Genomic DNA, 18,031 nt, shown 5'->3' on the forward strand with positions numbered 1-18,031 from the left:
TCTGCTTTTGTTTCACGTGAAACGACATCATCAGATAAGTGGCTCTTTCGCCGGTGTTCCCGCTTTACGCGGATATTTCCCGGGCGTTTTTCGTAGTTTATCTACAACTACGATATTACGCTCACTCATCTCTCCTGGCAATAGGAACTGGTGTGTCGCTTTTTCTTTCCCACCTAGAACGGCTAAAGCGTTTTTGGCGTCTGCCATCTCGTCAGAAACCTTGGCTGCTTTAAGCGCGACGAAGCTTCCGCCTACTTTCGCGAGGGGCAAACAGTATTCCGCCAACACGGTCATGCGGGCAACCGCACGCGCTGTGACGACGTCAAACTGTTCGCGGAACTTTTTATTTTTTCCGAACTCTTCAGCGCGACCATGATGGAACGCGACACCTTCGAGCCCGAGGGCGAGGGCCAATTCGTTCAAGAAGGTGATGCGTTTGTTTAACGAATCGATGATCGTGACGTGTAAGTGTGGGAATAAAATTTTAAGCGGAAGACTCGGGAATCCCGCTCCTGCCCCGACATCACATACGGTTTCGACTTTCGTGAAATCGAAATGAAACGCTGCGCTGAGCGAATCATAGAAGTGCTTCAAATATACTTCCTCTCGGTCCGTGATGGCCGTTAAGTTCATTTTTTCGTTCCATTCGACGAGCATTTCGAAGTAACGTTTGAACTGACTGAGTTGTGTCTCACTCAGTTCAAACCCTTCAGCTCGTAACGCTTCAATAAATTGAGATTCGTTCATCGTTTCACTCCACCGTTGCGTATTGTCCCTGTTCGATATAGACGAGCAAGATTGACACGTCTGCCGGGTTTACGCCTGAGATACGGGACGCTTGTCCGATCGAAAGAGGACGAACTTGTTTTAGTTTTTGTTTCGCTTCTGTCGCGAGACCACCGATCGCATCATAATCCAAGTTTTCTGGGATTCGTTTTTCTTCCATGCGACGCATCTTCTCGACTTGTTCAAGCTGTTTGGAAATATAGCCTTCATATTTCACTTGAATCTCGACTTGCTCTTTCACTTCATACGACAATTCTTCCGTTGACGGAACGACCGTCATGAGTGCTTCATAAGATACTTCCGGACGTTTCAACAAGATGTTGGCATGCGTCGCTTCTTTAAGCGGGTGCGCACCGACCGATTCGAGCATCGCATTGACTTCAGGTGTCGGTTTGACGACAAGTGACGCAAGTCGCTTCACTTCTTTTTCAATCGCTACACGTTTCTCGTTGAGGTGAGTGTGACGATCTTCTGAAAGTAAGCCGATCTCATACCCGATGTCGCTGAGTCGCAAGTCCGCATTGTCATGACGCAACAAAAGACGGTATTCGGCACGTGATGTGAGAAGGCGATACGGTTCGTTCGTACCTTTCGTCACGAGGTCATCGATTAAGACGCCGATGTACGCTTGCGAACGGTCCAAGATGACCGGATCTTTTCCGAGCACTTTGCATGCGGCGTTGATTCCCGCCATGATGCCCTGTCCAGCCGCTTCTTCGTACCCGCTCGTCCCGTTGATTTGTCCCGCTGTGAAAAGACCTGGGACAGCTTTTGTTTCGAGAGTTGGCCAAAGCTGTGTCGGTACGACCGCATCGTATTCAATCGCATAACCGGGACGCATCATCTCTGAATTTTCAAGACCCGGGATCGTGCGAAGCATCTGATGTTGCACGTCTTCTGGCATACTCGTCGAAAAGCCTTGGACATAGATTTCTTCCGTATCGCGACCTTCTGGCTCTAAGAAGATTTGGTGACGCGGTTTATCATTAAAGCGAACGACCTTATCTTCAATCGATGGGCAATAACGTGGTCCCGTTCCTTTAATCGCACCCGAGTACATCGGTGAGCGATGCAAGTTCTCATCAATCAATTGGTGCGTGCGCTCACTCGTGTACGTGAGCCAGCATGGGATTTGTTCGATCGGATCCAAGTCCGTCGATGTGTACGAGAAGAATGATGGATTCTCGTCTCCTGGTTGAATCTCCGTCTTCGAGTAATCGATCGTCTTGCCGTCGATTCGTGGCGGTGTTCCCGTTTTGAATCGAACTAAGTCGAGACCGAGCTCTTCTAGATGCTTCGATAGCTCGACCGAAGGCATTTGGTTGTTCGGGCCACTTTCATATGCCAATTCCCCGATGATGATTTGACCGCGCATGAACGTTCCCGTTGTGACGATGACCGCTTTCGCGCGATATTCTGAACCTGTGTTCGTTACCACGCCACGTACTTCTCCGTCCTCAATCAACAAACGTTCGACTAGCGCCTGACGAAGCAGTAAATTCGGCTCGTCTTCTAGCACTTTCTTCATGTGATTTTGGTATTGGAATTTGTCCGCCTGTGCACGTAGCGCACGTACCGCCGGCCCTTTCGATGTGTTGAGCATCTTCATTTGGATGTATGTCGCGTCAATCGCACGCCCCATCTCGCCGCCGAGCGCATCGATTTCACGTACGACGATCCCTTTCGCCGGCCCACCGATTGATGGGTTGCAATACATGAATCCGACCATATCAGGGTTCATGGTGAGCATCGCTGTTTTCGCGCCCATTCGAGCAGATGCGAGTGCTGATTCAATCCCTGCGTGTCCGGCCCCGATGACGATGACGTCAAATTCGCCTGCCGTATAAGCCATATTCGTTCCTCCTTATTATTTCCCAAGACAAAACTGTGAAAAGAGCTGATCAATCAAGCTCTCCTGTACGGTATCTCCATTGATTTCACCGAGCGTATCCCACGCACGACGTAAATCGATTTGAACCATGTCGATCGGCATATTCATGACGGCACTACCGAGCGCCTCATCAATTTGACCAATCGTTCGTTTGATTAACTGAATGTGTCGAGCGTTTGAGATATACGTCATATCCTGTGACTCGACACCTTTTGCGAAGAATAGATTTGCGATGGCCGCTTCAAGGGCATCGATTCCTTCATCTAGCAAGAGCGATGTCGCCACAATTGGACGTCCTGCCGCTAGTTTCTCTAGCTTAGAAGAATCCATGTTTTGTGGCAAGTCTGTCTTGTTGATGATGATGATGGCATTCATTCCTTTAACTGCCTCAAATAACGCCTCATCCTCGACAGTCAATCCCTCATGTCCGTTCAAGACGAGAAGGACCAAATCTGCCGCTTCTAACGCTTTTCTCGACTTTTCCACACCGATTCGTTCCACGATATCTTCCGTTTCGCGAATCCCTGCCGTATCGATCAATTTGAGCGGAACACCTTTCACGTTGACGTATTCCTCAATTGTGTCACGTGTCGTACCGGCAATTTCGGTGACAATCGCTTTTGTCTCTTGAACGAGCGTGTTCATCAAAGAAGATTTTCCGACGTTCGGTCGACCGATGATTGCCGTGGCCAAGCCTTCACGTAAGATTTTCCCTTGTCGCGCTGTCTCGAGTAACTGTTCGAGGACACGTTTGACCTCGCCCGCTTTCTCTTCGACGATGGCCTGGGTCATCTCTTCTGCGTCATACTCTGGATAGTCGATGTTGACCTCGACCGCCGCAATCGTCTCGAGCAACTGTTGACGTAACTCGCGAACGAGGCGTGACAAACGTCCTTCCATTTGCGCCATCGCAACGTTCATGGCCCGGTCCGTCTTCGCTCGAATGAGATCCATGACGGCTTCCGCCTGAGATAAATCGATTCGGCCATTTAAAAAGGCGCGCTTCGTGAACTCGCCCGGTTCTGCCAAACGGATGTCGGGTTGATCGAGAATGAGCTCAAGGACACGATTGACCGCTACGACGCCTCCGTGACAATTGATTTCGACGACATCTTCTCGCGTAAACGTCTTCGGTGCGCGCATAATACTGACCATGACTTCATCGACGATTTCGCCCGTATTAGGATATTTTAACGTTCCATAATGAATCGTATGTGAATCGACTGTTGTTAAGTCTTTCCCAGAAAACACATTGTTCACCGTTTCGACCGCCAAATCGCCCGATAGTCGGACGATCCCGATGGCACCTTCACCCATCGGCGTCGAAATCGCTGTAATCGTGTCAAACTCTAGCATCTTTCTCCCTCCAAACCTAAACATCTTCTTCTATCATATGCATAACGAACCTACTATACACGATATTCGACTTGAACGAAAGAGTTGGCCCATCGATCAAGTCATTGCCATCCGACTCATCGTTTTCGTACAATAAAGGAATATATTTACATAGGAGAGAGATGATCTAAAGATGAAACAGCAAGACGCAATCCGAATCATCACCGAACGATTACAGCACGATGAAGCGGTTCAAGCGATTTTTATGAAGGGTTCATTCGGTCGGGGAGAAGCCGATGAACATTCAGATATCGACCTCTATGTCATGGTACACCCCGATGAAGAGGTCTCTTTTCTATCTAGACGCCTCGAGCATGTAACCGCCTATCGTCCGATTCTGTTAAAAGACGAGATTCACATCGTCGCTCCACAACTCATCGCCGTCTTTGATGATTTTCTTCACCTCGACCTGTTCACGGTCACGCAAGAGACGTTGAATCATCAAGACTCGATTCATGTGCTCTACGACCCACAACAGCGACTTGCTAGACACGCCACTTCCTTGCAATTAGACGAAGCGGCAATCAGTGACCATGCGTTCGATACCGTGTGGTTCTTTTTCCAATATACAAAATCACGCAATCGAGGCAACGCGATGTGGGCAACGGAGATGCTCCGGCAAGGAATGGTCCATTTCGCATATGTGTTAGCCGCTCACCACACACCGGACCGGGCTTCCCTTGGTTTAAAAGATGTGACGCAGCGACAAAAAATCGACCTCCGCTCATTTTATGACCATTTGACCCCCGCCTCACACGAAAAAGCCGCCCACATCTATCTGGAGCGACTTCAGGTAGAGCAAACTTTTTTCACATCACTACCTGGCTACAACGTGTTCGGACCGTTCATGGAACAGTTGATTCAACGAGAAACAAGCCGTCCTGGCATATAGGGCGGCTTGTTTTTTAGTATCTTGCTTGGCGTTTCGTCGAACGAATCGTGAAATAGAGGAACAGTTCCAGTATCGCGATGGCGATGAGAATGCCGCCGAACAGTTGGAACAAGACAAGTAGGCTACTGAACGGATTCGTCAACATGAGAATCCCGACACCTATCCACAATAGACTTCCAATCAAAAACCAAAGCCATCGTCCCGACATCGATTGACGGTAACCGAGTGCCTGAATCAGGCGGATAATTCCACCGAATAAGAACAAGGATCCGATCAAAATCGGGAGAAGACTAGCTAGCGTCTCTGCGAAGAAAAAGACGACCGCTGCCAAAATCAAATAGATGAGACCCATAAAGAAAGTGGGTGGCAACCCTCCCTGACGTTGACGCAACCCTTGAAAGATCATCCAAATCCCCATGATTGCTAAATAACCGGCAATGACATACACCATGACATCAAAGAAAAATCGAGGATATAACAAAATGAGAACACCAAGTACAAAATAAATGACCGCTTGCCATAACGTCGAACGTTCCAAACGCTGAATGAATGCCTCCATTTTCCCACACCTCCGTTTACCCGTTTCTATCTCTATTCCCCTCTGACCGGCTTGCAATCCCACAAAAAAAGCTGAGCGTCAGAAGACACTCAGCTTAGCGATTATTTACGCTTTTTCTTTTTGTTTTTCTTTTCTTCTTCAGCAAGCGCTGCACGCTCTGCTTCTTTCGCAGCGATTTTCGCTTCAGCCGCAACCTTCATCTTCTCACGCATCGGGAGCATGATTGCCATCGTGACGATGATCGAGATGATATAACCGACTACCCAGTATAACGAAAGGGCAGCTGGAAGGTTGATCGACATGACGAAGATCATAACCGGGAAGATATAAAGCATCATCTTCAACTGCGGGTTCTGTTCTTGACCCGCCATTGAGATTTTTTGTTGTGCGAACGTCAAGATTGCCGCTAAGATCGGCAAGACGAACGTTGGATCCGGAGCACCGAGGTCGAACCATAAGAAGTTCGCTTCGAAAATCTCAGGTGTACGGCGAATCGCATCATAGAATGCGAAGAGAATCGGCATTTGAATCAAGATCGGCAAACATCCCGCGAGCGGGTTGATTTGGTATTCCTGATAAAGCTTCATCATCTCTTCTTGGAGTTTACGTTGTGTTTCCTGGTCTTTTGAGCTGTACTTTTCACGAAGCTTCAGCATTTCTGGTTGCAACACTTGCATCGCACCCATACTCTTCGTCTGCTTGATCATGAGTGGGAGAATCAATAACCGGACGATAATCGTCGCGATGATGATTGAAATCCCGTATTGCCACGGGCCACCGACCAAGTAAGCAACTTCCTTCAAAAGCCATGCGAGCGGCCATACAAAGTACTTCGCCCAGAAACCTTCTGTGTCAGCCGTTACTGGTTCGGCTTGGATGGTAGACGGATCCACACAGCCTGCCATCAGCATGATGACCGCGGTCATGGCAGCGAGTAATCCTAATTTTAGCTTTTTGCTCATAGTTCCTCCTACGCTTTCTTTATCAATTCTTTTTAACGCACACGTCGATCGGGCAATCTTATCAGACTCTAATTATATGAGAGAACAAATTCAGATTGTCATGGTCACCGGCCCTGCTTTTGCCAAACCTTGGCCCGTTTGAATACGTGTTTCAAACTCTCGGTCACTTCCGACTGCGTCAATGCGGTCGCAGGTTTTCGAGCGATGATGACATAATCATTCGGTGCAACGTTTGGTTCGAGCAAGCGAAGCGACTCACGCATCAATCGTTTCATCCGGTTCCGTTCCACAGCATTTCCAAGTTTCTTACTGACGGAAAGACCCACTCTGAAATGCGTTTGATCCGCTTTGAGCGTGTAGACGACAAACTGACGATTGGCCACGGAGCGTCCTTCGCGAAACACCGCTTGGAACTCTTCATTCTTTTGCAGGCGGTATTCTTTTTTCAAAATTCTCACTCCATCCTTCGCTTCAAAAATCGTCAACTAACATCATATCATATCCACATCATTTGAACGAGGGAGAATCCATGAAATACTACGTTTCTGTGACAAACTAAAAAATTGCCCGAGGAAAGGATCCCCGGGCAATCTTCATTCAGAATTATACAGTCAAGGCTTTACGGCCTTTACGACGACGAGCAGCAAGAATGTTGCGACCGTTTTTAGTCGCCATGCGTGCACGGAATCCGTGAACTTTCTTACGCTTACGGTTGTTAGGGTTGAAAGTTGGTTTCATGGTTACAGCACCTCCTCAAGATTAACGCTCTATTAGCAAGTTATAGTTTCATTTAAGGCAGTCTTTAAGATTATATAAATCGATTCAACAATTGTCAATGTATTTTCGGATGGTTTTCGAATTCGTAGAATGAGGCACTCAGAAAGCATTCATCCACATGGATTCGATCCTTATCCGAAAGACGAGTAGGGGATGAATGTATACACAACCTTTACGTATTTTATAAACGGTCTTTATAAATAGCCACGTTGAGCCATTTTATCCACAAAATCTCGAAGTTATCCACATTTATATGTGAATAACTCCTCTTTTTTCATATTCTCATTCTTTATTTTTTCATTTTCTTCTTTTACAAAAACAATCTTTCATTTCACTTCTTCCTCTTTTGTGTATAACTTTTTCATCTCACATTCCATCATTAGTGCTTTATCCACAATATATCCACAGGTTATCCACAAAACACACAGCATGTGGATAAGTGGGTGTGGATACTTTTCTTTATCTGTGGATAAATACCAAAAAGCATTGCCACGTCTATTTTATTTTGCTAAACTGAATGTGCACAAACTTGTGGATGAACAATTCGTGATTCCAAGATATACACAGGCTGTGGATAAGTGTTATCCCCATAATGAACACCATGTGGATAACTTTATCCACAGTTTTTGTTCTCTGGGGATAACCCTAGTTTCTACTATAGAATAGTGTATGTGTATATCGTGTGAATAAGTTTTACCCAACATGTGAGTAAAGGAGGTCTTTCATTGAAGAATGCTCGCGAGATTTGGAGAAATGTCTTATCGGTAATCGAGGAAGAAGAACGAACTCCAAAAGCCAGTTTTGACATGTGGTTGAAATCAACCGAGGGGATATCATTGATGGGAACGACGCTCGTTGTGTCGGCACCCGCCAGTTTTATCGTCACGTGGTTAGAGCGACAGTATCTATCGCTGTTACAAGATACGGTTGAAGAGATCACAAACAACAAGCTTGAAATTCATTTCATCGAGGAATCTCAAGCACACAAGTATGCTCCAGCCGATGGATCGTCAAATGAGTCCATCGCCGTGACAGAAACAAAAGAACAGCCCGTGCTATTACCTTCAAAAGAGGAAGGGGATCTTGGTCAACTGAATGACAAATACATTTTTGAGACGTTTGTCATCGGATCGGGGAACCGTTTTGCCCACGCCGCATCACTTGCTGTCGCTGAAGCACCTGCACGCGCCTATAACCCGCTCTTCATTTACGGAGGCGTTGGACTTGGTAAAACACATTTGATGCATGCGATTGGTCATTATGTAAAAGGTCAAAAACCGGGGGCTCGCATTGCCTATGTCTCTTCTGAGAAGTTCACAAATGAATTTATCAATTCGATTCGGGATAATAAGACCGGTGAGTTTCGGAACCGTTATCGAAACATTGATGTACTATTGATTGATGATATTCAGTTTTTAGCAGGGAAAGAACAAACCCAAGAAGAGTTTTTCCACACATTCAATGCATTGCACAACGATCAGAAACAAATCGTGATTTCAAGTGATCGACCACCAAAAGAAATCCCGACGCTAGAGGATCGACTTCGTTCACGCTTTGAATGGGGCCTAATCACAGACATCACACCACCGGACCTTGAGACGCGAATTGCGATTCTTCGCAAAAAAGCGACCGCGGAAGGGCTTGATATCTCGAATGAAGTCATGCTGTATATCGCGAATCAAATCGATACGAACATTCGGGAACTAGAAGGGGCACTGACACGAGTCGTCGCTTATGCAAAACTTGTCGGACGACCAATCGACCCGGACGTGGCAGCCGAAGCGCTTCATAATATCATGCCTGTCCAGGAAGCGAAGAAAATCGTCATTCGCGATATTCAAGAAGTTGTCGGTCAACACTTCAACATTCAAGTAGAAGAATTGAACTCGAAAAAGCGAACCAAGACGTTGGCATTCCCACGTCAAATCGCAATGTATCTCTCGCGGGAGATGACGGAGAGCTCTTTACCAAAAATCGGGGAAGAGTTCGGAGGGCGTGATCACACGACTGTGATTCATGCACATGAAAAAATTAGCACCCTTCTAAAGAACGATGTGGAAATGCAAGAGACGATTCAAACGTTGAAGAAGGCACTTTCTAACTAATGAAGAATTCTCTGTGGATATCCTGTGGATAAACCACCTTAGTTATCCACAAGTTATTCACAGGCGAAATGGCTTAACACGTATGGATTAGGGGACTTATCCCCAGTATCCACAGCCCTTATTACTATTATGATTTAATTAATACTATTATATTATTAGGAAATGGACTCATTTCACCTTAGGAGGAATTATCCACATGCATTTAACGATTCAACGAGATGTATTCATGCAAGCCGTACAAGACGTATCAAAAGCTGTGGCTTCACGAACGACCATTCCAATTTTGACAGGCTTGAAACTTGAGGCACATGCGGATGGCTTAACATTGACAGGAAGTGATACCGAGATTTCGATTGAACGCTTGATTCCAATCGAAGAGGGTGGAATTGAACTCATTCAAATTCAACGTGCTGGAAGCGTCGTGTTGAACGCACGCTTCTTAGGAGAAATTGTGAAGAAGTTACCGACGAACGAGGTCACACTCGAAGTCTCACCGAACTTCATGACGCGCATTGAGTCTGGTCAGGCAGAGTTCCATTTAAACGGTCTCGACCCGGATGAATATCCACGCCTACCTGAACTTGCGAGTGATCGTCGCTTCTATTTGCCAGCTGATCTATTGAAGACGATCATCCGTCAGACGAGCTTCGCTGTTTCTTCACAGGAGACGCGTCCCGTATTGACAGGGGTTAACTTCTCAGCAGAGAAGGGCTTCCTTACATGTGTCGCAACCGATAGCCACCGTCTGGCGCTTCGTCGTGCGCGATTTGAGACAGATAACGATTTGACGTTCCAAAATGTCGTCGTTCCTGGTCGCTCACTCAACGAATTGGCAAAATTACTCGACCGTGAAGAGTTGCCGATTGAAATCGTCTTAACGGACCAACAAATTTTATTCCGTATGAAAAACATCTCATTCTTCTCTCGTTTGTTAGACGGTGCCTATCCAGACACGTCACGTCTCATTCCGGAAGAATATCGCACAGCCGTTCGGATGAATGCGAAAGAGTTCTTACAGGCCATTGACCGTGCATCGCTCTTAGCACGTGCCGATCGCAACAACGTCATTAAATTTGTGGCGGAAGATACAACGGCAGTTGAAGTCTCTTCACACTCGCCGGAAGTCGGAAAAGTGTCGGAACGTGTCAGCATCCTGTCGCTTGAAGGAGAAGAACTAAAAATTTCCTTCAACTCGAAATTCGTGATGGACGCGCTCCGCGCACTCGATGCATCTGAAATCGAAATCCAGTTCACGGGTTCGATGCGACCGTTCATTTTACGACCGGTTGAACAAGATAGTGTTCTTCAACTGATTTTGCCAGTCCGCACATCGTAAGCTGCGGATAGGGATGATGAGGTGTCTTGCCTTGTCATCCCTCTTTTTGCCTTATTCGACGATTTTCGATAAACTAATATGTATGGCGATTTTTTCAGATCAGCATGTGAGAAAGGAAGTGACGACATGGAAAAAGTGTCAATTACAACCGAGTATGTAACGCTCGGACAATTTTTAAAATTAGCAGATATCATCTCAAGTGGGGGACAAGCAAAGTTCTTTTTAGAGGATGTCATGATTAAAGTGAACGGTGAGCAGGACCAGCGCCGCGGTCGTAAATTAAGAGATGGAGATACAATCGAAGTCGAAGGCTTCGGGGAATATCAAATCGAGGGAAACTGACGTGCATTTAAAGTCGATCCGATTGCAAAACTATCGCAACTACGAAACCCTCGAGCTAGATTTTTCAGAACAGACGAATGTTCTGATTGGTGAGAACGCCCAAGGAAAAACGAATCTTCTCGAATCGATTTACGTACTTGCGCTCGCAAAATCGCATCGGACGACACAAGACCGTGAGTTAATCGGTTGGGAAGCCGATGCTGCGAGTATCGAAGGACGGATTCATAAACGGACGGGCGAATCGGTGCAGAGTCTCTCTTTTTCTCCTAAAGGCAAGAAAGCAAAGCTCAATCATTTGGAACAACGTCGTCTCAGTGACTATGTCGGCGCATTTAACGTCGTCTTGTTCGCCCCAGAAGACTTAGCCATCGTGAAAGGCAGTCCGCAAGGGAGACGGCGATTTTTAGATATGGAAATCGGTCAGGTCAGTCCGGTGTACTTACACGAGCTCAATCAATACTTGAAGACGTTGAAACAACGGAACGCCTTGTTGAAGCAGTTATCCACAAAAGGTGGCGACGAGACGTTACTTGAAGTCTTGACGGATCAATTGATTGAACTTGCCGTAAAAATTGTGATTAGACGCTATCACTTCATCGACCAGCTCGAAAAATGGGCCAATCCCATCCATTCCGGAATCACAAGAGAACTCGAAACACTGACGATTCAATACGTTTCCGACACGTTCCAAAAAGAACGCTTCTCAAAAGAACAGATGTTTGAAACGTATCGTCAAAAGTTTGATAAAATAAGAGAGAACGAACGACGAAGAGGTGTGACCTTATTTGGTCCGCATCGTGACGATTTTGAATTGTATGTCAACAATCGAAACGTTCAAACGTTCGGTTCACAAGGTCAGCAACGAACGGCGGCCTTGTCATTGAAGCTAGCTGAGATTGAATTGATTCATGAAGAAGTAGGCGAATATCCTCTGTTGTTATTAGACGATGTGTTATCTGAGCTTGACGATCATCGCCAAACCCATCTCCTCGATACGATGGGACGGAAAGTACAAACGATTTTGACTACAACAAACATTGACGGGATTGCACATGAGACCATTCAACAAGCGAAAGTGTTTCACGTGAAACAAGGTGAGGTTGAAACGGAGTCCGTGTAATCGTGGCAAGAAGGAACACCAAATCATGTATAGTAGGTGAAAATAACCGATGAGTAATGAAAATGAAAAAGAATTGCAAGCGTACGGCGCCGATCAGATTCAAGTCCTTGAAGGCTTAGAGGCTGTCCGTAAACGTCCAGGGATGTATATCGGTTCCACAAGCTCTCGCGGTCTCCACCATTTGGTATGGGAGATTGTCGATAACTCAATCGATGAGGCGCTCGCTGGTTATTGTGACACGATCACAGTGACGGTCGAGCCAGGGAACTCGATCGTTGTTGAAGACAACGGACGTGGGATTCCGGTCGATGTTCAAAAGAAAACGGGTCGACCTGCCGTTGAAGTTATTTTCACGGTGTTGCACGCAGGTGGTAAGTTCGGCGGTGGCGGATACAAAGTATCAGGTGGTCTTCACGGTGTCGGGGCGTCGGTTGTTAACGCCTTATCGACGAAACTTGAAGTGTTCGTTCGTCGCGATGGAAACGTATATTACCAATCGTTCAAACGGGGTGTTCCACAAGGTGAACTCGAAATCGTCGGGACGACCGACACGACAGGGACGACAGTTCGTTTCTTCCCAGACGGGGACATCTTCCAAGAAACACTCGAATATGACTTTGATCTGTTAGCGACACGCTTACGTGAACTCGCCTTCTTGAACAAAGGGTTACGAATCGTGGCTAAAGATGACCGTAGTGACGAGACGATTGAGCGGAACTATCACTATGAGGGCGGAATCAAGTCTTATGTCGAGCACTTGAACCGCTCAAAAGCGTCGATTCATGAAGAGCCTGTATACGTACACGGGACGAAAGACGGAATCGAAGTCGAGATTGCGCTTCAATACAACGAAGGTTTCGCAAGTAACATTTATTCATTCACGAACAACATTCCGACGCATGAAGGTGGGACGCACGAGACTGGATTTAAGACGGCGCTCACCCGTGCCATTAATGATTATGCGAAGCGATTCGGATTGATGAAGGAAGCCGATGGTAGCCTCTCAGGGGATGATGTCCGTGAAGGATTGACGGCGATTGTTTCGGTCAAGCACCCTTCTCCTCAGTTTGAAGGGCAGACGAAGACAAAACTCGGGAATGCCGATGCGCGTACGGCAACGGACACATTGTTCAGCGACACGTTCGAACAATTCCTACTCGAGAACCCGTCGGTCGGCCGCCTCATTGTCGACAAAGGCTTGATGGCGGCACGTGCGCGTCTTGCTGCGAAACGTGCACGCGAGATGACACGTCGTAAAGGGATTCTCGAAGTCAGTTCATTGCCAGGGAAATTGGCAGACTGTTCGTCAAAAGATGCATCGAAATCTGAACTATACATCGTTGAGGGTGACTCAGCGGGAGGTTCTGCGAAATCTGGACGTGATCGTCACTTCCAAGCCATCCTTCCGATTCGAGGGAAAATCATCAACGTTGAGAAAGCACGTCTTGATAAGATTTTGGCCAACCAAGAAGTCCGGACCATCATCACGGCTCTCGGAACAGGGATTGCCGATGAGTTTGACTTATCGAAAGCGCGCTATCATAAACTCATCATCATGACCGATGCCGATGTCGATGGTGCGCACATTCGAACGTTATTGTTGACGTTCTTCTATCGTTACATGCGCCCACTCGTTGAAAGTGGATATGTTTATATCGCGCAACCACCACTCTATGGTGTGAAGCACGGGAAAGAAACCATCTACGTTCAAAACGACCGTGAGTTGCAGGCAGCGATTGCACAACTTCCTGAAAATGCACGTTATAGCGTTCAACGTTACAAGGGTCTCGGAGAGATGGATCCTGAACAGTTATGGAATACGACGATGAACCCGGAAACGCGTTCGATGCTTCGTGTCGACCTGCAAGATGCAATCGAAGCGGATGAAATCTTCGAAACGCTCATGGGTGACAACGTCGAACCACGCCGTGACTTTATTCAATCTCACGCCCATTACGTGAAGAACCTCGATATTTAATAAGAAGGGTAGGCAATAACGAATGGCAGAACAAGAAAATATCAAGGATATAAATATTAGCCAGGAGATGCGAACGTCGTTCATGGACTACGCGATGAGCGTCATCGTATCACGTGCCCTTCCGGACGTGCGAGATGGATTAAAGCCGGTTCACCGTCGTATTTTATATGCGATGAACGAACTAGGTATTCGCGCGGACAAGCCACATAAGAAGTCGGCGCGTGTCGTCGGGGACGTCATCGGTAAGTACCACCCACACGGTGACTCAGCCGTTTATGAGACGATGGTCCGCATGGCTCAGGACTTCAGTTATCGCTACGAATTAGTCGACGGTCACGGGAACTTCGGTTCAGTCGATGGCGACTCGGCCGCTGCGATGCGTTATACCGAGGCACGTATGTCTAAAATTGCGATGGAACTCGTACGAGACATCGGAAAAAACACGATTGATTATCAACCAAACTTCGATGGTGAAGAAAAAGAACCAGTCGTACTTCCGGCACGTTTCCCGAACTTCCTTGTGAACGGGACGAGCGGGATTGCCGTTGGTATGGCGACGAACGTTCCGCCTCATAACTTGAACGAGGTCATCGACGGTGTACTGGCGCTTTCTCACAACCCGGACATCACGATTGCAGAATTGATGCAACATATCCCGGGTCCTGATTTCCCGACTGCGGGAGAGATTTTGGGACGTAGTGGGATTCGTCGTGCATACGAAACTGGACGTGGATCGATTACGATGCGTGCGAAAGCTGAAATCGAGGTCTTGAAAAATGGCCGTGAACGGATCCTCGTGCACGAGATTCCTTACCAAGTCAACAAAGCGCGTCTCGTTGAAAAGATTGCCGATTTGGTTCGCGACAAGAAAATCGAGGGAATCACGGACTTACGCGATGAATCAGACCGTAACGGGATGCGCATCGTGATTGAAGTTCGCCGCGACGCGAATGCGAGTGTCATCTTGAATAACTTGTACAAGCAAACACCGATGCAAACGACGTTCGGTGTTAACATGCTCGCGCTTGTAGGCGGTCGTCCAAAAACGTTGAACATCAAACAAGCAATCTATTACTACATCGAACACCAAAAAGAGGTCGTGCGTCGTCGGACGCAATTCGATTTAGACAAAGCGGAAGCACGTGCCCACATTTTAGAAGGTCTTCGTGTTGCCTTGGATCACTTGGATGAAGTCATCGCCATCATCCGTAGCACACGCACAGGTGACGAGGCTCGTGAAAAGTTGATTGCCCGCTTTGGACTTTCGACTGAACAGACGCAAGCAATCTTAGATATGCGTCTCCAACGCTTGACTGGTTTGGAACGTGAGAAGATTGAAGGCGAATATCGTGAAGTGAAAGCGTTAATCGAAGAACTTCGTGCGATTCTCGGAGACGAAGAATTGCTACTCGATATTATTCGTAACGAGTTAATCGAAATCAAAGAGCGATATGGTGATGCTCGTCGTACGGTGATTCGTACGGATATCGTTGAACTCGAGGACGAAGATTTGATCCCAGTTCGCGACATGATGATTACGCTCACGAGCGAAGGATATATCAAGTCGATCCCATCGGATTCATATCGGACACAGCGCCGTGGTGGACGTGGGAAACAAGGTATGGGAACGAACGATGAAGACTTTGTGCTTCGTCTGCTCTCCGCGTCGACACACGATACCATCCTGTTCTTCACCAACTTCGGACGCGTCTTCCGTCTCAAAGGATACGAAATTCCTGAGATGAACCGTACCGCGAAAGGGATGCCGATCATTAACTTGCTGCAAATCGACAAAGGTGAAAAAGTCGAAACGATGATTCCTGTCGATTTCAATAGTTACTTGGCTAACCAAACGGTAGCGGAAGAGACACAGGATGAGTCTGAAGAAGTAGCGGACGAGCAGTTGTCTCTCGTCTTCATCACGAAAGAAGGATTGATTAAGCGTTCGCCACTTTCGGCATACGCCCGAATCAACAAAAACGGTCTACGTGCCATCAGTTTGAATGAGACAGATGAACTCGTCACGGTCCGTTTAGCGAAGAGCGACGATGAAATGTTGATCGTCACACGCCAAGGTATGTCGATTCGCTTCCCACTCGAAGGAGAAGTTCGTTCGATGGGACGTACGGCACGAGGCGTTCGCGCGATTCGATTGAAGAAGGAAGACGATTTGGTCGTCTCGATGGAAATCGTTCGCACCACGCAAGACGTCTTGATTATCACTGAAAAAGGATACGGAAAACGTACGGCCATGGAACAGTTCCGCACACAAGGTCGTGGCGGTTCCGGTATCATCGGAATTAAGACAGATCGTGGAACAGTCGTCGGGATGCGTGTCGTTGATGAAGACGATGACATCATGCTGATGACCGAACTCGGTGTTGCGATTCGGATTGATTCACAAACGATCTCTCAAATGGGTCGAAGTACTCGCGGTGTGAAAGTGATGAACATCGAAGAGGGCGATCGTTTAGCGACTATCGCAAAGTTGAAAAAAGATGAGTTAGAAGAGGAATCAGCAGTCGATTTGGAGAATGGGTTTGAGGATGAAGCACCTGAAACCGATGAATCGTCTGATGTGAATGAGTAAGACGAGAGGTCGAACGGTGTTTCCGTTCGATCTTTTCATATATTAGGAGGGATTCGCGTGCGTTTGAACTTATCCACTGTACATGTTGGGATGACGCTATTGTCACCCGTTTCTTCTTTAGAAGCCGGAATCCACTTAACCAATGAACATTTACGTTTGCTCCGTTTCTTAAAAATCGAAGATATCGATGTCGCACCTGTTGAACAGAAGCTCTTCACGTCTAAAGAAGAACAGCGCCTCTGTAATCAGGTCCTTCAATATGAGAAGCATTATAATCAGTGGGAAGAACGGATCGCACCTAACCCATATGAAGGTCTAGAATTCATTCATCAACTATTTCGTCAGGAAGTTCCGCTTACAGCGATCGTTCATTTCTTTACGCATCAGCCGTTGCGGAAAAATCATGTCATTTACCATTCCGTCTATCGAGCGCTCGTCGCCCGTGCCTTATCGAAATATCGAGGGGACGAACATCAACTCCAATTTGATTACGGGATTGCTTCTTATTTTGCAGATGCGAGCTACGCTAAAATTCGGAAATGGTCTCATATGCGTTATTTCACAAAAATGGAACGGGAGCTATTGTATCAACACCCACTCGTTTCGGCATCGATGCTCCCGAGTACTCAAACGTTACGAGGAAGAGTGTATCAATTGATTACCGAGCATCATGAGCGATTGGATGGATCCGGGTTTCCAAAACGTCTGACGGAACGCGAGTTGAATCCAGCCTCTCCTCTATTTATTGTCGCCGATCGCTTCTGTCAGTTAACAGCACCCCGAACGTTCCGAAAGCCGCTCTCTCCAGAGGAAGCATATTTCTATATGTGGCAGAACAAAGCCTATGATGGAGAAGCTTTGTCGCTTCTTGCGACATTACTTGGATTTTATGAAATCGGTCGCCCTGTTTTATTGAGCAGTGGAGTACGAGGAACGATATATGCCTATACGAATCGTGTCGAACAACCGATTGTGCTTGAAGCGACAGGGGAGAAAGAATATGATTTATCGCGATTAACCGATGTGAGCATTGTTGCATTTCAATAAGAAGAAACTAGCGATTCCATTCAACAAAATGAAATGGAATCGTCTTTATTTATTCTTTTTTAAAAAACTTTCTTTTTATAGTTGACGGATATAATTACAGGTGCTATTATAAATGAGTCGCTAAGAGCGGCAGACGAACTTTGAAAACTGAACGATGAGGCAAAAAAAGTTTTACAATTTTTGAATGAAGCGCAAGCTTCGTCAATTTAAGAGCTATATCAAATTCTTTGGAGAGTTTGATCCTGGCTCAG

Annotated in this window: 15 protein-coding genes; 8 read left to right on the plus strand and 7 right to left on the minus strand. The window is 46.7% G+C overall.

What is annotated here, in order from left to right; all coding sequences use genetic code 11:
• Positions 1-30: 30 nt before the first annotated feature.
• The 3 genes from rsmG to mnmE are packed head-to-tail and all read right to left on the minus strand — an operon-like array spanning position 31 to position 4,033.
• The gene (gene rsmG, locus KNO65_RS12515; protein ID WP_015880223.1) at positions 31-747 is read right to left on the minus strand and encodes a 16S rRNA (guanine(527)-N(7))-methyltransferase RsmG; all 717 of its coding nucleotides are present in this window, start codon (positions 745-747) and stop codon (positions 31-33) included.
• A gap of 4 nt (positions 748-751) precedes the next feature.
• Positions 752-2,638 (minus strand): tRNA uridine-5-carboxymethylaminomethyl(34) synthesis enzyme MnmG, encoded by a 1,887-nt coding sequence (mnmG, locus tag KNO65_RS12520; RefSeq protein ID WP_074035252.1) that lies wholly within the window; start codon positions 2,636-2,638, stop codon positions 752-754.
• 15 nt (positions 2,639-2,653) lie between these two features.
• Complete coding sequence (mnmE, locus tag KNO65_RS12525; protein WP_031424082.1) at positions 2,654-4,033, minus strand: tRNA uridine-5-carboxymethylaminomethyl(34) synthesis GTPase MnmE; 1,380 nt, start codon at positions 4,031-4,033, stop codon at positions 2,654-2,656.
• 172 nt (positions 4,034-4,205) lie between these two features.
• On the opposite strand from mnmE, the gene KNO65_RS12530 reads away from it, so the two are divergent.
• Positions 4,206-4,964, plus strand: a complete 759-nt coding sequence (locus KNO65_RS12530) for a nucleotidyltransferase domain-containing protein (RefSeq protein WP_159563193.1) — start codon at positions 4,206-4,208, stop codon at positions 4,962-4,964.
• Between the two features lie 13 nt (positions 4,965-4,977).
• Here KNO65_RS12530 and KNO65_RS12535 read toward each other — a convergent pair whose 3' ends face one another.
• The 4 genes from KNO65_RS12535 to rpmH form a co-directional block, all read right to left on the minus strand.
• A complete protein-coding gene (locus KNO65_RS12535; protein WP_214784594.1) occupies positions 4,978-5,523 on the minus strand; it encodes an HdeD family acid-resistance protein in 546 nt (181 codons plus the stop codon).
• 101 nt (positions 5,524-5,624) lie between these two features.
• Positions 5,625-6,485: a membrane protein insertase YidC gene (gene yidC, locus KNO65_RS12540; RefSeq protein WP_015880218.1), complete on the minus strand. Its 861-nt coding sequence runs from the start codon at positions 6,483-6,485 to the stop codon at positions 5,625-5,627.
• A 104-nt stretch (positions 6,486-6,589) separates the two neighbouring features.
• Positions 6,590-6,934, minus strand: coding sequence for a ribonuclease P protein component (gene rnpA, locus KNO65_RS12545; protein WP_015880217.1), 345 nt, complete (start codon positions 6,932-6,934; stop codon positions 6,590-6,592).
• 154 nt (positions 6,935-7,088) lie between these two features.
• Positions 7,089-7,223, minus strand: coding sequence for a 50S ribosomal protein L34 (rpmH, locus tag KNO65_RS12550; protein WP_015880216.1), 135 nt, complete (start codon positions 7,221-7,223; stop codon positions 7,089-7,091).
• A gap of 764 nt (positions 7,224-7,987) precedes the next feature.
• On the opposite strand from rpmH, the gene dnaA reads away from it, so the two are divergent.
• The 7 genes from dnaA to KNO65_RS12585 all read left to right on the plus strand — a co-directional run bounded on the left by dnaA (position 7,988) and on the right by KNO65_RS12585 (position 17,780).
• Positions 7,988-9,367, plus strand: coding sequence for a chromosomal replication initiator protein DnaA (dnaA, locus tag KNO65_RS12555; RefSeq protein ID WP_015880215.1), 1,380 nt, complete (start codon positions 7,988-7,990; stop codon positions 9,365-9,367).
• Positions 9,368-9,563: 196 nt separating this feature from the next.
• The gene (gene dnaN / locus KNO65_RS12560) at positions 9,564-10,703 is read left to right on the plus strand and encodes a DNA polymerase III subunit beta (RefSeq protein ID WP_026824743.1); all 1,140 of its coding nucleotides are present in this window, start codon (positions 9,564-9,566) and stop codon (positions 10,701-10,703) included.
• A gap of 126 nt (positions 10,704-10,829) precedes the next feature.
• Complete coding sequence (gene yaaA / locus KNO65_RS12565) at positions 10,830-11,045, plus strand: S4 domain-containing protein YaaA (RefSeq protein ID WP_015880213.1); 216 nt, start codon at positions 10,830-10,832, stop codon at positions 11,043-11,045.
• Position 11,046: 1 nt separating this feature from the next.
• Positions 11,047-12,165: a DNA replication/repair protein RecF gene (gene recF, locus KNO65_RS12570; protein WP_214784597.1), complete on the plus strand. Its 1,119-nt coding sequence runs from the start codon at positions 11,047-11,049 to the stop codon at positions 12,163-12,165.
• Positions 12,166-12,214: 49 nt separating this feature from the next.
• The gene (gene gyrB, locus KNO65_RS12575) at positions 12,215-14,143 is read left to right on the plus strand and encodes a DNA topoisomerase (ATP-hydrolyzing) subunit B (protein ID WP_074035264.1); all 1,929 of its coding nucleotides are present in this window, start codon (positions 12,215-12,217) and stop codon (positions 14,141-14,143) included.
• A 22-nt stretch (positions 14,144-14,165) separates the two neighbouring features.
• Complete coding sequence (gene gyrA, locus KNO65_RS12580; protein WP_214784600.1) at positions 14,166-16,733, plus strand: DNA gyrase subunit A; 2,568 nt, start codon at positions 14,166-14,168, stop codon at positions 16,731-16,733.
• A 57-nt stretch (positions 16,734-16,790) separates the two neighbouring features.
• Positions 16,791-17,780, plus strand: coding sequence for an HD-GYP domain-containing protein (locus KNO65_RS12585; RefSeq protein ID WP_196431642.1), 990 nt, complete (start codon positions 16,791-16,793; stop codon positions 17,778-17,780).
• Positions 17,781-18,031: the final 251 nt, after the last annotated feature.

It is taken from the genome of Exiguobacterium sp. S3 (assembly GCF_018617295.1).
In the GTDB taxonomy this organism is placed as follows: Bacteria; Bacillota; Bacilli; order Exiguobacteriales; family Exiguobacteriaceae; genus Exiguobacterium; species Exiguobacterium profundum.